This is a genomic window from Sporosarcina sp. Y352 (genome assembly GCF_056786535.1).
In genome coordinates, this window is sequence record NZ_JBXCJE010000011.1 from 48,559 (window position 1) to 67,735 (window position 19,177).

Annotated in this window: 18 protein-coding genes and 1 other annotated feature; of the genes, 14 read left to right on the top strand and 4 right to left on the bottom strand. The window is 41.4% G+C overall.

What is annotated here, in order from left to right; genetic code table 11:
- Positions 1-145: 145 nt before the first annotated feature.
- A complete protein-coding gene (locus AC1TO6_RS16145) occupies positions 146-2,086 on the bottom strand; it encodes a GTP-binding protein (RefSeq protein WP_482102648.1) in 1,941 nt (646 codons plus the stop codon).
- A 120-nt stretch (positions 2,087-2,206) separates the two neighbouring features.
- Here AC1TO6_RS16145 and AC1TO6_RS16150 point away from each other — a divergent pair, with 120 nt between their 5' ends.
- The 4 genes from AC1TO6_RS16150 to AC1TO6_RS16165 all read left to right on the top strand — a co-directional run bounded on the left by AC1TO6_RS16150 (position 2,207) and on the right by AC1TO6_RS16165 (position 5,122).
- Positions 2,207-2,383: a hypothetical protein gene (locus tag AC1TO6_RS16150; RefSeq protein WP_482102649.1), complete on the top strand. Its 177-nt coding sequence runs from the start codon at positions 2,207-2,209 to the stop codon at positions 2,381-2,383.
- Between the two features lie 267 nt (positions 2,384-2,650).
- A complete protein-coding gene (locus AC1TO6_RS16155) occupies positions 2,651-3,064 on the top strand; it encodes a DUF1761 domain-containing protein (RefSeq protein WP_482102650.1) in 414 nt (137 codons plus the stop codon).
- Positions 3,065-3,109: 45 nt separating this feature from the next.
- Positions 3,110-3,772, top strand: a complete 663-nt coding sequence (locus tag AC1TO6_RS16160) for a class I SAM-dependent methyltransferase (protein WP_482102651.1) — start codon at positions 3,110-3,112, stop codon at positions 3,770-3,772.
- A 93-nt stretch (positions 3,773-3,865) separates the two neighbouring features.
- The gene (locus AC1TO6_RS16165) at positions 3,866-5,122 is read left to right on the top strand and encodes an MFS transporter (protein WP_482102652.1); all 1,257 of its coding nucleotides are present in this window, start codon (positions 3,866-3,868) and stop codon (positions 5,120-5,122) included.
- A gap of 59 nt (positions 5,123-5,181) precedes the next feature.
- On the opposite strand, the gene AC1TO6_RS16170 is transcribed toward AC1TO6_RS16165, so the two are convergent.
- Positions 5,182-5,814, bottom strand: a complete 633-nt coding sequence (locus AC1TO6_RS16170; RefSeq protein ID WP_482102653.1) for a CBS domain-containing protein — start codon at positions 5,812-5,814, stop codon at positions 5,182-5,184.
- A 222-nt stretch (positions 5,815-6,036) separates the two neighbouring features.
- Here AC1TO6_RS16170 and AC1TO6_RS16175 point away from each other — a divergent pair, with 222 nt between their 5' ends.
- From AC1TO6_RS16175 to AC1TO6_RS16190, 4 genes are all read left to right on the top strand, one after another.
- Positions 6,037-6,681, top strand: a complete 645-nt coding sequence (locus AC1TO6_RS16175) for a LytTR family DNA-binding domain-containing protein (RefSeq protein ID WP_482102654.1) — start codon at positions 6,037-6,039, stop codon at positions 6,679-6,681.
- 184 nt (positions 6,682-6,865) lie between these two features.
- Positions 6,866-8,380 carry an acetyl-CoA hydrolase/transferase family protein gene (locus AC1TO6_RS16180; RefSeq protein ID WP_482102655.1) on the top strand — a complete coding sequence of 505 codons (1,515 nt, stop codon included), beginning with the start codon at positions 6,866-6,868 and terminating at the stop codon, positions 8,378-8,380.
- 281 nt (positions 8,381-8,661) lie between these two features.
- Positions 8,662-9,279, top strand: coding sequence for an NAD(P)-dependent oxidoreductase (locus AC1TO6_RS16185; protein WP_482102656.1), 618 nt, complete (start codon positions 8,662-8,664; stop codon positions 9,277-9,279).
- A gap of 175 nt (positions 9,280-9,454) precedes the next feature.
- Positions 9,455-9,754: a hypothetical protein gene (locus tag AC1TO6_RS16190; protein ID WP_482102657.1), complete on the top strand. Its 300-nt coding sequence runs from the start codon at positions 9,455-9,457 to the stop codon at positions 9,752-9,754.
- 841 nt (positions 9,755-10,595) lie between these two features.
- Here AC1TO6_RS16190 and AC1TO6_RS16195 read toward each other — a convergent pair.
- Positions 10,596-10,970 (bottom strand): VOC family protein, encoded by a 375-nt coding sequence (locus tag AC1TO6_RS16195; RefSeq protein WP_482102658.1) that lies wholly within the window; start codon positions 10,968-10,970, stop codon positions 10,596-10,598.
- 90 nt (positions 10,971-11,060) lie between these two features.
- On the opposite strand from AC1TO6_RS16195, the gene AC1TO6_RS16200 reads away from it, so the two are divergent.
- The 5 genes from AC1TO6_RS16200 to AC1TO6_RS16220 all read left to right on the top strand — a co-directional run bounded on the left by AC1TO6_RS16200 (position 11,061) and on the right by AC1TO6_RS16220 (position 15,787).
- Positions 11,061-11,744 carry a GNAT family N-acetyltransferase gene (locus AC1TO6_RS16200; RefSeq protein WP_482102659.1) on the top strand — a complete coding sequence of 228 codons (684 nt, stop codon included), beginning with the start codon at positions 11,061-11,063 and terminating at the stop codon, positions 11,742-11,744.
- 56 nt (positions 11,745-11,800) lie between these two features.
- Positions 11,801-13,336, top strand: coding sequence for a D-alanyl-D-alanine carboxypeptidase/D-alanyl-D-alanine endopeptidase (gene dacB, locus AC1TO6_RS16205; RefSeq protein WP_482102660.1), 1,536 nt, complete (start codon positions 11,801-11,803; stop codon positions 13,334-13,336).
- Between the two features lie 176 nt (positions 13,337-13,512).
- Positions 13,513-14,340: a transporter substrate-binding domain-containing protein gene (locus tag AC1TO6_RS16210; RefSeq protein WP_482102661.1), complete on the top strand. Its 828-nt coding sequence runs from the start codon at positions 13,513-13,515 to the stop codon at positions 14,338-14,340.
- Between the two features lie 61 nt (positions 14,341-14,401).
- Complete coding sequence (locus tag AC1TO6_RS16215; RefSeq protein ID WP_482102728.1) at positions 14,402-15,049, top strand: amino acid ABC transporter permease; 648 nt, start codon at positions 14,402-14,404, stop codon at positions 15,047-15,049.
- A 12-nt stretch (positions 15,050-15,061) separates the two neighbouring features.
- Complete coding sequence (locus AC1TO6_RS16220) at positions 15,062-15,787, top strand: amino acid ABC transporter ATP-binding protein (RefSeq protein ID WP_482102662.1); 726 nt, start codon at positions 15,062-15,064, stop codon at positions 15,785-15,787.
- A gap of 63 nt (positions 15,788-15,850) precedes the next feature.
- Here the strand turns inward: AC1TO6_RS16220 and rluF are convergent, their stop codons facing one another.
- Positions 15,851-16,555 carry a 23S rRNA pseudouridine(2604) synthase RluF gene (gene rluF, locus AC1TO6_RS16225; protein WP_482102663.1) on the bottom strand — a complete coding sequence of 235 codons (705 nt, stop codon included), beginning with the start codon at positions 16,553-16,555 and terminating at the stop codon, positions 15,851-15,853.
- Between the two features lie 923 nt (positions 16,556-17,478).
- Positions 17,479-17,706, top strand: a binding site (T-box leader).
- A gap of 67 nt (positions 17,707-17,773) precedes the next feature.
- On the opposite strand from rluF, the gene trpE reads away from it, so the two are divergent.
- Positions 17,774-19,147 (top strand): anthranilate synthase component I, encoded by a 1,374-nt coding sequence (gene trpE / locus AC1TO6_RS16230; RefSeq protein ID WP_482102664.1) that lies wholly within the window; start codon positions 17,774-17,776, stop codon positions 19,145-19,147.
- Positions 19,148-19,177: the final 30 nt, after the last annotated feature.

The window sequence follows — 19,177 nt, forward strand, 5'->3', positions numbered from 1 at the left end:
TAGTTCCTTCCCATCCGTCATTTATTTTAATCAGCATTTTTAAGTGCGAAAGAATAGTCGTTCTCCACATAATTTTGATAATCATACAAGCTTTTCTATCATCTATCTATTAGGCATAACCCTATACTATTTCAATACTTTTACATTATAAACAATGCATGGCATTCTCCGCTTCATCCCACGGGACAGGATAGCCTTTCCCTTTCGCACAGAAAATAGAGGTGGATGAGTATTCGGGATCCGCCTCTTTATTATAACCAATTTCATCTATGATGTGCTTCTCATTATGACATTCATCATAGCCACCGAATAACAGACTTAATGTCCCTTTTCCATGCGTAAAAGAAGCTAAGGTGGTGCTGTAATTCATGAAAGTAGCGACGGGAACTCGTCCCTTCACAATCACCAATCCGTGTGTGGTTTCGGGCGGGTCAAAGCTGCCGGATGCCTGTTGAATATCTGACAATACGCGTCCCATATGATCCAGATCCACTTTTAGTTTGAAATTGTAATAAGGTTCCAGAAGCCTATTCTTGGCTTTCTCCAAGCCTTGCCGCAATGCACGGAAGGTTGCCTCTCTAAAATCGCCGCCAGACGTGTGCTCATTATGTCCACGTCCAGTCAGTAACGTTAGTTTCACATCAGTGAGGGGAGAACCCGTTAGTAAGCCGTTATGATCCCGCTCGAATAAATGGCTACGTACTAAGTTTTGATGGCCAATCGAGAGGTCGTTTGCATGGCACTTATTTTCAAATTGGATGCCACTATTTCTAGCTGCAGTTTCGATTGATAGATGTACTTCGGCGTAATGCTTCAACGGTTCAAAATGGCCGTACCCTGTAACGGTCGTTTCAATGGTTTCTTTATACAGTATTTTGGGGTCACCAAAAGAAACGTCTAGGGAAAAACGTTCTTTGACAATTTGCTGAAGGACTTCGAGCTGGATGGTGCCCATGACATGGACGTGTATTTCTTGAAAGTGTTCGTCCCAAGTCACGGCTAGTGAAGGGTCTTCCGCATCCAATAAGTTGAAGCATTGCAGTACTTCTTTGACGTGGATGGATGAATTGAAAATGACTTTCGATTTGAGGGTCGGAATCATATCGTATATCGACTTTTCTGTAAGCGTACCTATCCCGTCGCCGATGGATGCCTGCGTCAATCCTGTAACAGCAAATAGTTCACCTGCATGAATTTGTTCAACTGTCTTAAACTTATTACCATTATAGATACGGATTTGTGTTGCTTTTTCGGTGGTATTGCCATAGTTCACCTCATCTCTAACACTTAGCGTGCCACTCAGGGATTTCAGGTATGTGACTCGATTGCCATTTATATCATGACGGATTTTATAAACGCGTGCAGCGAATTCACTGTCATCGTTGTAAGAAGTAGTGGTCAATAAATCGAGTTTCCTCCAAAAATCAAGAATACCGATGTCTTTTAGTGCTGAACCGCTGGAAACTGCAAAGATGCTGTTTTCTTTAATCATCGTTTGTAGCGTTTCAAGCCATAAGCTCAAATCATAACCGGAATTCATGTAGGTTTCCAGCAATTCTTCATCCCGCTCCGCTACAAATTCGATGAGTTCTTCTTGCATGATTCCTTCATTAAAAGAAGTCGTGAGATCACAAATGTCTTCCGATAGATTGGTCCGTATTTCATGTATGATGTTGTCGACGTTCGTTCCTTCACGATCGGTTTTATTGATGAAGAAAAATGTAGGGACTTGATGTTTTCGAAGCAGCTGCCACACAGTATCAGTATGGCCTTCCACGCCGTCGCTCGCGCTAATGATAATTATGGCGTAATCCATTACTTGAATGGCACGTTCCATCTCGGGAGAAAAGTCGACATGTCCAGGCGTATCGATAATCGTATACATGGAGCCATTATAGGAGATAGATGCCTGATCTGCGAAAACAGTAATTCCTCTTTCTTTTTCAATGGCGTGGCTATCGAGGAAGGCGTCTTTGTGGTCCACGCGTCCTCTTTGTTTAATGCGATTTGTATGATAAAGCAGTTGCTCAGAAAAAGTCGTTTTTCCTGCATCAACGTGTGCGAGTATACCGATTGTTTTATACATGTTGTCGCTCCTGTCCGTTTCTTGCTTCTACCAGTAGTATAGCAAATCTGAATTGGGCGAATGACCTTAAATAGGTGGTATAATGAAAAGACAAATTTAGTGCGAGGGAGGAATCAGTTTATGAAATATTCAAAAGCAAAAATGGAGAAGCTTGTGAAGAACGATCCAGAGCTGTCAAAACGTCTGAAACAGATAATGGCAGAACTTGACTTGGAGAAAAGTTTCGCGTTAAAAGCGTTGTATCATGCAGATGTAAAAGACGGTGGCAACCATCAAAGAAACTATCAAGAGCTGTAATAATTTTGAAAGCGTGTAGAGCGAAATATGGCTCTGGACGCTTTTTTAATTAAAGGATAATAAAACAGCTGATTAATTCGCCGAAAGCGAGCCGGAAATAGTCCAGAGAAAGTGTTGGTATTCAAGCCCTATAATTTACGTACGGTTAAATGATTTACTTGAAAACAAAGGACATTTGTATCATTTAATAGAATACAAATACAGAATAGGCGGGCATAATAACTTACTTGGTATCACAATTAAACAAGTTGAAAGTGGGTGAAACAAATGGATTTTCAGCAATCATTAGATTCAATTAATTATTTTGCAGTGTTAGTATCAGCATTATCTGCTTTCATCATAGGGGGTATTTGGTATTCTGTTTTGTTTACAAAAGCTTGGATGGTTGAAAATGATTTTAATGAAGAAATGTTGAAAAATAGTAATATGGCAAAGATTTTTGGAGGTTCATTTATTTTATCTTTAATCATTTCGTTTATGTTGGCGTTGTTTCTAGGACCTGATAGAAACGCGTTAATTGGCACTTTTACAGGGTTCATGATCGGACTTTTTTGGGTTGCAACTGCAATGGGTATCACTTATTTATTTGAAAGAAAGTCAATGAAATTTTTTTTAATTAATGCAGGATACCATGTTGTCACATTTACAATAATGGGCTTTATATTAGGTGTATGGAAATAAGTATACTTAGTTTACAAAACTGTTTACAAAGAAAGAGGTGTGCATATGAAAGACCACGCGATTACAACCCATGGGGTAGATATTGCGTGTCCAGATTACGGTGCCCCGATAACGCTAGGCGATTCCGCCCGTTATTTACAGCAGTCGAAGTTAGGGAAACAGCTTAAAATGGAATTTAACGTTGATGTTTTATCAATGGAGAATGATTTTCCTGAAAATAGTTTTGACTATATTGTTTTCTCCCATTGTTCCTGGTACTTAATATCAATTGAGGAATTAGAAGACATTTTGAAGAGGGCTAGAAAATGGGGCAAGATGCTTTGTTTTGCTGAATGGGATTCAAGGATTCAAATGATTGAACAATACCCGCATTTCTTAGCCGTGCTTATTCAATCCCAGTATGAATGTTTCAAAGAAAGCAGTCTTTCGAATATACGTACACTGTTTACGCCGACGGATGTTAAACGGGTTGTAGAAAACGTGGGCTGGACCGTTACAAATGAACAATCCATTCATTCACCTCAGCTGCAAGATGCGGAATGGGAAATCGCTATGACGGTAAATGATTTTAAAGAGGAAATTAATACCCTTGTTGATTTGCCTGACAAACTAAAGTCGCTCATTCAATCTGAAGTAATTTTGTTAGAAGAAGCACGAAAGAGTACTGCAGTTCTGCCGATGTCGACATATGTATTCATCGCAGAATAGTGGGTTTACCCCAATTGTAAAATTTAGATTAATCATTATTTTTCAACCTTTCTTATTGTACACTGTACGTAGGGAGCGAAGGGGGATGATGGCATGAAGAAGTACAGCAAACAGGAGAATAGCTGGATTTTCTATGATTGGGCGAACTCGGCATATTCAATTATTATTACGACTGCGGTGTTTCCGCTTTATTATAAGGCGGTTGCTACGGATGCTGGCGTAAGTATGTCAAACTCTACCGCATATTTGGGGTATACGGTCGCCATTGCCACATTCATACTGGCAATGATTGGTCCGCTGTTAGGAACGATTGCCGATTATGAAGGTTTAAAGAAAAAATTCTTCTTGTTCTTTTTCATGATGGGGACGGTAGCAACGGCTTCATTGGCGTTCGTTCCGGGCGATAACTGGCTATGGTTATTAATTATTTACACCATCACCGCCGTCGGTTTTCACGGGTCGAATATATTTTACGATGCATTTTTAGTAGACGTTACGCCGGAAGAACGAATGAACAAAGTATCTTCACGTGGTTTTGGACTCGGGTATATTGGGAGCACGATTCCGTTCATACTTAGTATTGCAATTATAATTCTGGCTCAACAAGAGCTAATCCCGCTGGCAACAGGCACGGCAAGTCGAATTGCTTTCGTTATTACGGCAATTTGGTGGGCTGTATTCACGATTCCTATGGTTAAAAATGTCCATCAAATTCACGGCATTAAACGTGAACCAAATCTAGTGGCGAGCGGTTTTAGGCGTCTTGGTGGCACATTCAAAGAAATACGCAAATACCGAACCGTTTTTTTATTTTTGTTGGCTTATTTCTTCTATATAGATGGGGTTGGGACGATTATTGCGATGTCGACGGCGTACGGAAGTGATTTGGGAATTAGTGCGACGAATCTGCTTATTATCCTGTTTGTCACACAAGTCGTTGCGGCGCCGTTTGCAATTCTCTACGGAAAACTGGCACAGAAATTCACCGGAAAAAAGATGTTATACGTAGGAATCTGTGTATATATCATCGTATGTATTTATGCATTTTTCATGAAAACGACGATGGATTTCTGGATATTGGCAATGCTCGTTGCAACTTCACAGGGCGGTATTCAAGCGCTAAGTCGTTCGTACTTTGCAAGGCTTGTTCCGAAAGAAAAATCCAACGAATTTTTCGGCTTCTATAATATTTTCGGCAAGTTTGCATCAGTTATGGGGCCTTTACTTGTAGGGGTGACTGCGCAGCTAACTGGAAGTTCTGCATACGGAGTGTTCAGTCTTGTTATTCTGTTCATCATTGGTTTGGCAATTCTATCACGTGTTCCAGAACCGGATTTAAAAGCCGTATAAAATAAATGGAAAACGACGTTCACTTTATAGAAAGTGAACGTCGTTTTAAAATAGTGTACTTAGTTGGCTTTTTCAATTTTATCGATTTGTAGAATACGGAATCCTTCTTTTTCAAGCTTTCCTTTTAACTTTTCGATTTCAGCATCCGTTTTGCCATCTTCAAGCGTAATGACAACTCGTCTAGCAAGGACAGAACCATTATCTAGTGTAAACATGCCTTCAATCAGTTCACCACGTAGTGTTTTCGTAAGTTTTTCAATCATACCCTTCGCTTCTGTTGAAGAAATTGTAAGATTGATTCCCCCTGTTTTTAAACCGAAAGCATCACCGAGGACACTTTCCACTTTATTATGCGTTAAAATACCGACAAGTTTCCCGTGTTCAACAACGCTTAGAAAAGGTAGTGCTTTAATTTTTATGAGTGCGCTTAAAAAGGAAGAGCGTTCAGTTATGAATGTATCTTGGTGCATCAGCAAGTGATCAATCTTTTCGCTTTTATCCCCATTTTCTTCATATAGATATTCAATCAAGTGTACCTTATAAATCATTCCTTTATAGTTGTCATCCTGGTCGACAACAGGAATGCATCTGTAGCCGCTTGCGTTAATCGCATCCAGTGCTTCCCCCACAGTTTGATTGATATTCACCGTAGATACACCAAGTCTTTCCATCAGTAAGTCTCTAACGTGCATGTTTAATCCCCTCATTCTTAGGTTTTTCTATTATCACAATTTTTAGTTTATGATAAATTTCATTATAATAGAGATATATAAAGTTGTACAATTAATTATACAGCAAAACCTATAGGGCATGATATACATTGACCACAAAAGCGGTATCAACCTACTTTACTAGACGAATCCGGTATAATAAAAGGAAAGAATCGTTATATGTGAATAAAGGGAGCTATGGAAATGGAGAAGTTAAGTCTTGGTGGACTACTAGATGTTATTGGTGAATTATTTTCTGATGAAATCTCGATTGCGGTGTCGAACACGGAAAAGTACCTTTACTATCTGCCCAGCAAACGAGTGGATTTAAAAATTAGACCGGGTGATCTATTGAAAGAAGGAACGATTGCATATAAGGCAATCTCTCAAAAACAGAAAGTATCTGAGTTTATCAACCGTGATGTGTTCGGCGTTCCTTATCATGGGATGGCTGTCCCGTTTTATAATGGTGAGGTGCTCGAAGGGTGTGTGACCGCAATTTATCCGGCTTACACGGACGGGAAATCTGTGGTTACGGTGAAAACGCATGATGGATGGATTCCTGTGCCTTTTACAGATGTGAAATACGTTGAAGTGAAAGATCGAAAAACGTATGTAGTGGCAGAAGGTTTTTTAGGCACTCATAAAAATACATTGCAAGAATTTGAATATTTATTGCCGCGTGATTCCTTTGTACGCTGTCATCGCTCCTTTATCGTCAATGTCCATCATATTAAAGGGATTTACCCAGACATGCACTCAACTTTTGTATTAGAAATGGATAACGGTACCAAGATTCCAGTCAGTCAAACGTATTCCAGTTACTTCCGCAAACTATTAGGGTTTTAGCAGGGAGGAATGAAGGTCAATTCAGTATCTTGACGCAATCACACCGAGGCATGTTTGAATGATGCTGTTTCAGTCGGATATTTGAATGCCTTAACCGATTATTCTCTTTCCAAACCATAAATGCTCGCTCGTGTTGGCGTGTACGCTAGAATTAACAAAAGGTTATGAAAAGGGGCAGTTGAAGATGGGCAGTCAGATGGATCGAATTAGAAATGTTCAATTGAGGGACGTTGTTGTCTCACCAGAAGAAGCGGCATCTTGGATTGAAGATGGTATGACCCTCGGATTGAGCGGTTTTACACGTGCGGGTGACGCCAAAGCAGTTCCGTTGGCATTGATCAAGCGTGCAGAAACAGAACAATTTAAAGTTAATATATATACAGGAGCTTCTTTGGGCTCGGATATTGATAAATTGCTTGCGGAATCAGGTATTGTCAATAAACGTGGACCATTCCAGGCAGACCCTGTAATGAGAAAAAAGATTAATGATGGTGAGCATTTGTTCGTAGATCATCATTTATCACATACAGCGGAACTCGTCCGCTCAGAAATAATAGGGCCAATTGACTTTGCGATTTTGGAAGCGGTTTCAATAACGGAGGACGGAATGATTATTCCAACGACATCTGTTGGAAACTCTTTATCGTTTGCAAACCATGCAAAATCAATCATTATCGAGATTAATACGGCGCACTCTTTACAGTTAGAAGGGTTACATGATTTATACGACCCCGGCATGCAGGGCGAAAGGACTCCAATTCAGTTAACGAAAGTCGATGACCGTATCGGTACAATGGGTATCCCAATTGACATGAGTAAAGTAAAAGGCATCGTATTCACGCATCAGTTGGACTTTCCTTCAACAATCGATGCACCTGATGATGAAACGGAAATTATGGCGGAGCATTTACTGACATTCTTGCGCAGTGAAGTTCAAGCAGGCCGTCTGACAGAACGTCTTGCACCTTTACAATCAGGAATTGGATCGGTGGCAAATGCGGTTCTGCACGGCATGATTAACTCTGAATTTAAGGACTTAGAGGTGTATTCAGAAGTGTTGCAGGACGCAGTCTTCGAATTAATTGATGCGGGAAAAGTACGTTTTGCTTCTTGCGCCTCGATTACATTGTCTGAAGAAAAGATGAAGCATGTCTATAGTAACTTCGAGCAGTATCGGGATAAATTGATCATGCGTCCACAGGAAATCTCCAATCACCCAGAAATTATCCGCCGTCTCGGCTTGATCTCCATTAATACTGCACTTGAATTGGATATATACGGGAACGTCAATTCAACGCATGTTTCGGGGACAAGGATGATGAACGGCATCGGTGGATCAGGTGATTTTGCCCGCAATGCACGCCTTGCTATTTTTGTTACGAAATCGGTGGCAAAAGGCGGCAAGATATCAAGTATCGTTCCGTTTGTATCGCACGTGGATCATACTGAACACGATGTTGATATTATTGTGACTGAACAAGGATATGCCGATTTACGCGGTCTTGCACCGAGAGAACGTGTCGGGCTCATTATCGAAAATTGCGTACATCCACTGTATCGTGAACAGCTACGTGCGTATTATAGTGAAGCGCTTGAAAGAGGCGGACAAACGCCACATATTCTTGAAAAGGCATTCTCTTGGCATACGAATTTTGCGAAGAACGGTACAATGCTTGAGCTAGTTGAAGAGCTAGTTTAATGAAACAAAAAGAGGGTTACCCAATTAGGGGTAATCCTCTTTTCGTTTTTAGAGCGTTGTTGGTCAATCATACAAACAGTGATCAAGTGAATGAGTGAACAAGTGAACAATAGGGAGTTATAAGAGAAATAATGAATGGTAGTTAAATATTTCCAGATAGTATAGCCTGAAATATAACGGTATACAAGTTTCTGGTATACTGGAGGTGAAATGGTGAAGAAATGAGCATTCTTTATAGTTATAAAAGAACTTTCTAACAAAATGTTAATGAGGTGGTTGGGATGAAAATAGCACTATTTGGTGCCACAGGACGTATAGGCGGAGATGTACTAAAACGCGCTCTTGCGGAAGGTCATGATGTAGTGGCACTTGTTCGTTCGCCAGAGAAATTGGCATCGTCAGACCAGTTAACGGTCATTCAAGGGGATGTCTGTGATGCTGAAGTAGTGTCGCGTGCCGTTACAGGCGTCGACGCGGTATTTAGTGCTCTAGGTACGGATAGAACGACAACGTTGACTGAGGCGGTCCCACATATGATTAAAGCGATGGAAGAGAATGGCGTCAGTCGAATAGTCACAATCGGGACGGCGGGTATCTTACAAAGCAGAGACAATCCTGCAAAGCTACGCTATGAAGCGGGGGATTCGAATCGGAAGCTGACTTTCGCGGCTCAAGAGCATCATAAAGTATATGACATGCTTCGGCAGTCTGGGCTAACGTGGACGATTGTTTGCCCTACTTATTTGCCGGATGGTGCCGAGGCGGGAAATTACAGAACTGAGCGCGATTTGTTGCCGTTGGAGGGTAAAAAGATTTCGGTTGGTGACGCGGCTGCTTTTGCCTACAATGAACTACTGGAGAATGAAAACAGCGGTTTTCGTGTTGGGATTTCATATTGATTTGCAAAGTAGTACTGTCATTGGCGGTACTATTTTTGTACGGAAAATAATTTGAGAAAGTCTTGTGTGACTAACTTTAGAAATATATTAATCGAAATTAACGAAACATTAAAATTGTTGTAACTGTCTTATTGGTAGGGATTATCCATATCTCGTGAAAAGGGGGAAGATTGTAGTGGAGTATCAATTTCCGGAATTTGTTTTCTTTAGGCCTGTATTTACTGCTTTTATATTAATTCTATTTATTGTGTTGCTTGTCGTTATATTTCAGAAGGGAAGGTTGCTAAATCTCTTCTCTGTTGTGAGTATTTTACTAGTTTGTACGTACATTCCAGCAATGCTTCTTGTTGCTGAAGGACATATTGTCGATGAGTATAACCTGGGCGGAGATGCTGTTATTATGTATCAATTTTTGGGGATTGTAGGACTCGCTACAATTACTATTTTTGTTTTCTTGGGTAGGAGGAAAAGGTAAATCAATTGGATGGAATCAGAGATCTGGCTACCACTGGACGCACCTTCGCTGGATAGACTATGTAAGAAAGTGTATTTCGTTATCAGGGATTGCGAAGGCGATTAATAAAAGTCTCGATACAATGGATAGAGTTGGAAATCCTGCTAATACCGCTTCTGCGCTTTGTGGATGCATCCCGCGATAAGCGAGGGCACTGAAAAAGTCCGATTTCCTTCAATCCCGTTGATTTCCGTTCCGAGCGGACGCTTTCCGCGGGCACGGCTTCAATCTCCTTGTCACTACGTTCCCGCGGGGCTTTCAGCCAAGGAAGAGTGTACTTTCTCTTCCTAACCGCTTTTCCCGCTGGAGTCGCCGCTCTTCACTACAATCAACTAGTTCTAACTATAAAAAAGAACTTTTTCAGTGCCCTCCGATAAACCGGAAAGAAGAGCAAGGAGGGATTGAACTACATCCCTCCATCAGTCTTATCGCTCCGGCTACCACGTAGACGCGCCTTCGCTGGATGGCCTCTTTTAGAAAGCAAATTTCGTTATTGGGAATTAGACTTGCAATCTATAGTGCGTTTTTCTTCAATGAAATTAGTATCAAATAGTAATCACATTATAATCTCAGTCCATTCATCTCAAAATCTCTCTCAACAATGGAAAACTCCAGCGCAAGCGCGGCAAAGGGGTAGCCGAAGCCGTGAGACTTGATGCGAAGCGTTAATCTAGGCTCGTGGCCAGAGGCATCCCCAGAGCGCCAAGCGGTCTAAAATCCACACTCCGAATCACAAATCTCCTGATAATGAACACACCAGCGCATTATTTAAATCTACTTTCGTCCAAGTTCAAAAGAAAAATCACACCTCAAACTCACTCATCAGTCCATGTGTATTACCTTCAGTATCGTTGAAAAATACCATCCAGGTCTCCATAGTGCCCATTTTTGCGATAAAATGTGGTTTATCAGTGAAAGGAACGCCTTTTTCACTAAGTTCTTTGTAACTCGCATGAATGTCGTCTACTTGGAAATAAAGGACGGAACTTGCGTTTGTGAATTGTTCCGTTTCGGGCAGACTAAGGAGCAGTCTCACACCGTTACAATCAAAAAAAGCCATCGTTTCGGTATTGAATAAGAGTGTTAACCCAAGTACATCTTGATAAAATGACACTGCACGATTGATATCTTTTACGGGTACTGCAATTTGGCCAATACTTTTTAAAATAGTCGTCAAGAGTAATCCCTCAATTCAGTCAATTTTCAATAATAGTATACCATATTAACATTTTAATCCAATTAGAATGAAAGTGGAGGAGCTTAAAATATGGAGGTTCTTTATAGTGGTTTATTAAAAGACGGGCATCCTTTTTTCATACGTGCATTACATTTGGAAGACCTTAAGGCCATTTATCATGTACAAAAAGAAGTATTACAAGTACTTGATCATCCAGATTCATTATCTTCGCTGTCAGAAAATGAGTATGAATATATTTTGACTGGCGGCGGTAAGATGGTAGGGGTGTTTGCGGATGGGTGGCTTGTCGCATTTCGTGCATTACTGGTACCGGGTGACGACGAAGAGCATCTTGGTTCTGATGTCGGTCTTGATCGAAACGAGTTAGAGTCCGTTATTTACCAGGAGATTTCGAATGTCTCACCGCGCTATCGCGGCTATCAACTACAAAAAACAATGGCAATTGTTTTGATGGAACAATTGAAAAAAGATGAATATAAATATGTCTGTGCAACCGTTGCACCGTTCAATATCGCTAGTCTAAAGGACAAGTTTTCGCAACAGATGGAAATTGCAGCGCTTAAGCAAAAGTATGGTGGGTTGTTGCGCTATGTTTTCGTGAAACACCTCCACGAAAAAGGTAGTGAATGGAAAGCGGAGCAAGACGTTCCGATGCAAGACACAAAAACGCAACAAAAACTTCTTGAAGAAGGATGGCGCGGCACGAATATTTCATGTGGTCCTGATGGATGGCTCGTCCGGTATTGCAAATAAAATACCTACATGCACGCATTGTATAAACTACTAAATGTACTGGAGGTGAAGAGGGGTTGACAAAGAGCCAGACATTAAAATTAATAGGCCTTTTAGTTGTGATTGTTACGGTTTTAACGCTATTTAACGGTAAGAATGACAAAGGTACCGAGAACACTACTGTTGCCTTGGAAAATACCACAGCCCCCGTAGTTAAGGTCCATGAGTCTAATGGATTTCCGAAGCTGGATGAAATCCTGAATGATCCTCGGTTAAAAGGTGCGACAACTGGAGTCAGTATCCGAAACGCATCGACGGGCAAAATTGTCTATTCTCATCTCGGTGATACACGGGTTCATCCTGCATCCGTCATGAAGTTACTGACCGGTGCAACAGCGCTTGATACACTTGGTGAAGATCACATATTCAAAACAGAACTATATACGGATGGACGGATTTCGAACGGTCTATTGTACGGGAATCTCTATTTAAAAGGGAAAGGTGATCCAACGCTGACGAAGGATGGTTTAAATACGTTTGCATCTGAGTTAAAAGAAAAAGGGATTCGCTCCATCAAAGGGAATTTATATGCAGACGATACTTGGTTCGACACCGACCGCCTATCTCAAGACCTAAATTGGTCCGATGAACCGTACTATACAGGTTCACAAATCTCGGCATTGACGCTATCCCCAAATAATGATTATGACGCCGGAACAGTGATTATCGAAGTAAATCCTACAACTAAGTCGGGACAAGCAGGAAAAGTGCGCATGGTTCCTGCAAATACTTATCTAACCGTCATTAACAATACGCAAACAGTGAAAAAAAACGGTAAGAAAAACATCCGAGTTGAACGGCGGCATGGCACGAACACAATCGTCGTTTCAGGAACGATTCCAGTAGGATCCAAAAAAACAAGAACCTGGTCATCCGTTTGGGAACCTTCAAACTATACTATTAACGTCTTTCAAACTGTACTTGAAGAACAAGGTATCACGTTCTCTGAAGCACCTAAACTGGATAGAAAAAAAGTTCCTGCGGGAGCCACTTTAGTAGCATCAAGACAATCAATACCACTGAAAGAACTACTCATCCCCTTCTTGAAATTGAGTAACAACGGTCATGCTGAAGTACTGGTAAAAGAAATGGGTCGTGTGATTGGCGCCAAAGGTAGCTGGGAGAAAGGACTTGCAGTAATGCACAGCACTCTTGCAGATATGGGAATCGATTCGAGTAATATGTTGCTTCGCGACGGTTCCGGCATGTCACATAAAAACCTCGTCACTGCAAATGAAGTATCCGAGCTTCTCCACACAGTACAATCCAAATCTTGGTATCCGACATTTCTGAACGCGCTTCCTGTAGCGGGGAATAAGGATCGTTTTATTGGCGGTACATTGCGAAGCCGTATGATAGGAACAGCTGCAGAGGGCAATGTACGAGCAAAAACAGGTGCTCTGAATGGGGTTACAGCTTTATCGGGGTTTGTCACAGCGTCAGATGGAGAAAAGTTGATTTTTTCAATTATGATAAATAACTATTTAAGCGAGAGTACTTACGAAGTTCTGGATGCAATTGCAGTCGCATTGTCAAACATTAAAATGAACTAACATGCACTCATTCCTTGTGATTAGATCTCAATAGTGCTTATAACGAACTATTTTTGAATAGTTCGTTTTTTTGTAATATTTTATGTTTACCAGGAAAACAGTAGGGTAAGGGATATAGAGACTATAAATAAATACTGGTACACTACCAGGGAGATTAAAAGGGGAGATTTTATACTATGGGGAAGTTTAAATCACTATTTCTATTGATGACTGTGTTGGTTTTGATTTTAGCTGCATGTGCACCAAAAGAGGATGCAACAGATGAAGTGAGTGAAGGCGACGGAAGTTATGAACTTGTGAAAAAAGGGAGTTTGACCTTTGCGGCAAGCGGACTCTATAAGCCATTCAACTTTGAGGAAAATGGTGAGCTGACAGGATTTGACATTGAAATTGGAAATGCAATATCGGAAAAGTTGGGCTTGAAGCCGAACCCGGTGACAAATCCATTTGAAACAATTCTGCAAGGGTTAATCGGCAATAAATACGACGCAATTATTGGATCAATGGCTTATACGAAAGAGCGCGCTAAACAGGCGAACTTTACTGAACCTTACTATTACTCGGGTGGAATGATTTTTGTATCCGCAGATAATACCGATATTAAATCTGGAGAGGATTTGAAGGGCAAAAAGATTGGCGTCGTGGCTCAATCCACATATGAAAAACCCGCGCAAACCCTTTCGGACAATATTCAGTATTACAGTAGTGACGTAGTTGCATTGAAAGATTTGACGATACCGGGTCGCCTCGATGCGGTAATCACAGCTGATATTGTCGGCTTTGAAGCCATTAAAAATGATTTTAAAATTAAAGAAGTAGGGAAGCCGCTATGGGTAGAACAGCCATCCATCGCTGTGCGACCAGAAAATGATGCATTAAGAGAAGCAATTGATGAAGCACTTAAAGAAATAATTGAAGACGGCACATATGATGAAATCTCACAGAAATGGTTCGATCGAAACCTGTTAGACCTTGATCTGGAGGGCGTGGAGCTTTTAGAATGAATGATTCCACAAACTTAATCACGGAAAGAGGGTATAACTAGTGCCAGAGGTATTTATAACAATCTATGAAGTATTCATAAGAACGTACCCGGGCTTCTTAAAAGCAGCCCTTATCACATTAGAAATTACAGCAATTGCCCTAGTACTGGGTACTGCGTTAGGTATTGTTTTTGCTTTAATGAAAATATCCAAGTCAAAAATTTTACAGACAATCGCAAACCTGTATATTACTTTAATACGGGGGACTCCGCTGATTGTTCAAATCATGTTTCTCTATTATGGAATCACAAACATCGTTGTACTCTCAAACTTCTGGGCTGGTGCAATCGCGCTGGGGATTCATAATGGTGCCTATATCGCGGAGATTTTCCGTGGCGCTATACAGGGCATTGACAGAGGGCAGGAGGAGGCCAGTCTCGCAGTTGGCATGAATCGTCGTCAAGCAATGCGCAGAATCATTTTTCCACAAGCGCTGCGCCGTGCCATTCCGCCACTCGGAAACCAGTTTATCATTACGATGAAAGATTCATCACTTGTATATGTTATCGGTGTTTCAGAAATGTTTGGTCTGGCGAACAGAGAAGCGGCTGCATCATTCCAGCCATTCGAAACATTTATGGTTGTTGGATTATACTATCTCGTACTCGTATTGATCTTCACTGCACTACTGAAATGGTATGAGAAAAAGCTGGATGTTGACACTATATGAGGAGGACATTAAATGATTAACACGAAAAACCTCCACAAGTCATTTGGCGATCTTGAAGTGCTGAAAGGAATTGACCTTGACGTGGAAGCCGGGGAAGTGGTCGTACTTATTGGAGTCAGCGGCTCTGGTAAAAGTACGTTGCTTCGCTGTTTGAACTTTCTTGAAATACCTAATGAAGGCGAAATTGCAATTGATGGGCGACAAGTCAATCTGAAGAAAGATGATTTATCAAACGTGCGTGCCGAAATAGGAATGGTATTCCAGCATTTTAATCTCTTTCCACATAAAACAGTGCTTGAAAACATTACGGAGGCACCAATCATTGTTAAAAAGATGAAGAAGGAACAGGCAGAAAAAAAGGCCCGTATCATATTAAAAAAAGTTGGATTGTTGGATAAAGCAGACGTTTATCCAAGCAAATTGTCAGGCGGTCAAAAGCAACGTGTAGCTATTGCACGAGCACTTGCAATGGAACCCAAAGCACTTTTGTTTGACGAACCGACTTCAGCACTTGACCCTGAACTCGTAGGAGAAGTTCTTCAAGTAATGAAAGATTTGGCAAACGAAGGGATGACAATGGTCGTAGTCACTCATGAAATGAAGTTTGCCAAGGAAGTGGCGGACCGCATTATTATGCTAGATGAAGGCTGTATCATTGAAAATGCTGATCCAGATACCTTTTTCAATCATTCCTCCAACGAACGGACACGCCAGTTTTTAGAAATGGTTGACGTTTAAAGTTGTAGAGAAAAAGCTGTCCCCCGCCTGTGTATATCAGGCGGAGAACAGCTTTTTTACACGTTATCTTTTTGGTTCGTAGTTCAGCATCTTAAACATTTCTGACAGTTCGTCCTCAGTCAAGTCACGCCATTGTCCATTCGGCAAGTCACCGAGGTGGATGTTCATAATGCGTGTCCGCTGTAATTTGCGTACATTGTATCCAAGTGCGGAACACATACGGCGGATTTGGCGATTCAATCCTTGCGTTAAAGTCATGTTGAATTTACGCGGACCCAGTTGCTTCACTTTACACGGTTTAGTAACCGTATCTAAAATTGCAACGCCTGACTGCATCTGATGAATGAAGTCTTTCGTAATCGGTAGATCCACAGTGACGATATATTCTTTTTCATGGCCATTCTCTTCACGCAAGATTTCATTGACGATATCACCGTCATTTGTCAAAAGGAGAAGTCCATCTGAATCTTTATCGAGCCGTCCGATATGGAAAACACGGAGTGGATGATTGACGAAATCAACAACATTTCCTTTAATATGACGTTCTGTGGTACTTGTAATGCCGATGGGTTTGTTGAGCGCAAGATAGACGAGCTGTTGTTCCGTCTTCACAATTTTTCCGTCTGCCCGGACTTCGTCGCCATCTCCGACTTTACTGCCGAGCTCGGCAAGTTGCCCGTTGATTGTAATCCGTCCGTCTTCTATCCATTTATCTGCGCCACGTCGGGATACGATTCCCGCTTCACTCAAATATTTATTAATTCTCATTGGAATCACCTGCTTTGTTTATTAGAACTAGTATACCGCATTGGGAATCAAACAACTAAATGAACCATATCGTCAATAAAGAAATAAAATAGTCCGTTTGTTGTTTAACTAAAATAACCAGTAAATAAGATTACACACTGGGCACTACTTGTATAGTTGCTATTGGATTGCTTTGAATCAAACAATTTCCATGCCATTATCGTGATGTCTTACTAAGTAGGGATGCGATTTCATCGCATCCCTACTTAGCTTTTTCGATAATCGTATGGTAGTTGTTCATCCGTCGCTCTCCAAAGACACTGGTACAACAAGTGCCAAAGCTTTTTGGGACAAAAGAATAGCTTGCTTCCCACATGGAGAAAAGCGGTCAAAGATACAATTTTGACCGCTCAAACCTTCTTCTATAGTTTCTATACTTTTATTTTAAGGAAAGTGTCGCTTTCTTAGAGTGCAAAGAAGAGAACACAATCTACAACGTGTTAGAGTGCCCGAAATTGCATCTTCGGGCACTCACACTCTCTATAGAAAGTCATCTATTCGTTTCATTCAAAACAACTGCATTTTTCACTTGAATATTGTAGGAACGCGAGAGGCGATTAATCACATCAGGATATCCGAAAAGGGCGTGGCTAGAAGTGACGAAGTCACTTCTAGCCACAATTGCCCCTCGGTAATAGTGTCGTAATTATTTCGCCGAAAGCGGGCCGGAAGTATTACTGTGAAAATGGTGATTTTCAATCCTTTCTTATCAGCGGTTTATGCAAGTTGGTGGTTAATCAACAGACTTGATAAAATATATTACTTTACTGAAAAGGTTGACAATTAGGTGAATCCATAATACGATTGCATTAACATTTTTTTTAAGAGACGGGCAGAAGGTTCCGATAGCGGTACCGCCCACGACAGACGAGACGAGAATAGCTGAGAAATTGATGAATAAGAAGAGTAGCACGGGTACGTGATTATAGAGAGTCAGTGGGTGGTGAAAACTGATTCGCGGCCGGTGTGAATGGACTTATGAGAGCCTAGTTGAATCGCTTTTTCAACTAGGACGTGAGATCCCACGTTACGGGATGTGTCTATTAGACACGCTAAGTGGAAGTAGAAATACTTCAATTAGAGGTGGCAACGCGGTAAATTCCGTCCTCTGCAATCGGACTAATCTGTCCTTTTGCAGGGGACTTTTTTATTTTCAAAAAAGAGGAGAGATGAGTAGAGATGAGTAGAGAACAGACGAGTTTACGAACAACAATGAAAACGTTAAATGGGGATTCGTTAACGCCGATATCCATTTTCAGAAGAATGCAGGGGCAGCGGAAATTTTTACTGGAAAGCTCTTCGAAGCACGAGGGTTCCGGGCGTTATTCTTTTCTAGGGATGGATCCGCTGAAGTCTTATAGCGGAAGGGATGGCAAGCTGAACGAGCACGTTTACAAGACGGGTAAGAAATATGTACACGAGGGTGATTTGTTTGTTCTGTTGAAACGATTGATGCCGAGAATTACGGATGATTTCGATTTCCCTTTCACGGGTGGTGCGGTTGGCTACGTTGGTTACGGGGCAGGTTCCGATAGTGCGACGCGTGCTCATGACGATATGGGATTCCCAGATGTCAATTTCAATATTTACGAAACCATTATCATCTTCGACCATGTATCGAATGAAGTGACATTGTTGCATACGGAAATTAATCCTGAACAAAGTGCTCCCGATTTGGACGCACTGGCGAACAGTATGTTGAAGGGTCCTGAAAAGGAAGAGTCTACCTTTGCAATATCTGATTATAACTGTAGCGTGACGCAGCAACAGTTTGAAGACATGGTACGCGACGCAAAAGGGTATATCGAAGCGGGCGAAGTGGAACAAGTTGTACTGTCAAGACGATTAGTAGCTGATTTCAATGGCGATCCGTTTTCACTTTATCGAAAGCTTAGAAAGCGCAATCCTTCGCCTTATATGTATTACATGGAATTTGATGATCATGTCGTCGTGGGGACGTCACCGGAAAGTTTGGTTCGCGTGGCAAACGGTAAAGTAACGACAAATCCAATTGCCGGAACACGTCGACGTGGTGTAGATAAAGCAGAAGATAAGGCGCTTGAAAAAGAATTATTGGCGGATCCGAAAGAACTCGCAGAACACGATATGCTTGTCGAACTTGGAAAGAATGATTTGGAGAAAGTATGCCTAGCGGATTCAGTTAAAGTCACAAGTTATCAGGAAATCGTCCGTTACGAACATGTCATGCACATTGTATCGGAAGCGGAAGGGACATTGTCGCCGGTGCTTCATTCACTGGATGCATTAACGGCTTGTCTTCCAGCGGGTACAGTAACGGGTACACCGAAAAAAAGGGCGATGGAATTGATTGATGAATTGGAGAAGATGGACCGAGGTATATACGGTGGGGCAATCGGCTACATTGGATTCAATGGAAATATGGACTTTGCATTGACGATTCGAACGATGGTGGTTAAGGATGGAAAAGCATATGTCCAGGCGGGCGCAGGGATTGTGCAAGCGTCAGAGCCGACAACTGAATTTATGGAAACAGCCAATAAAGCCAAATCATTATTAGATGTCGTAAACTAGATCACTAGTGAATTGTGTGTGAGAAAGAGC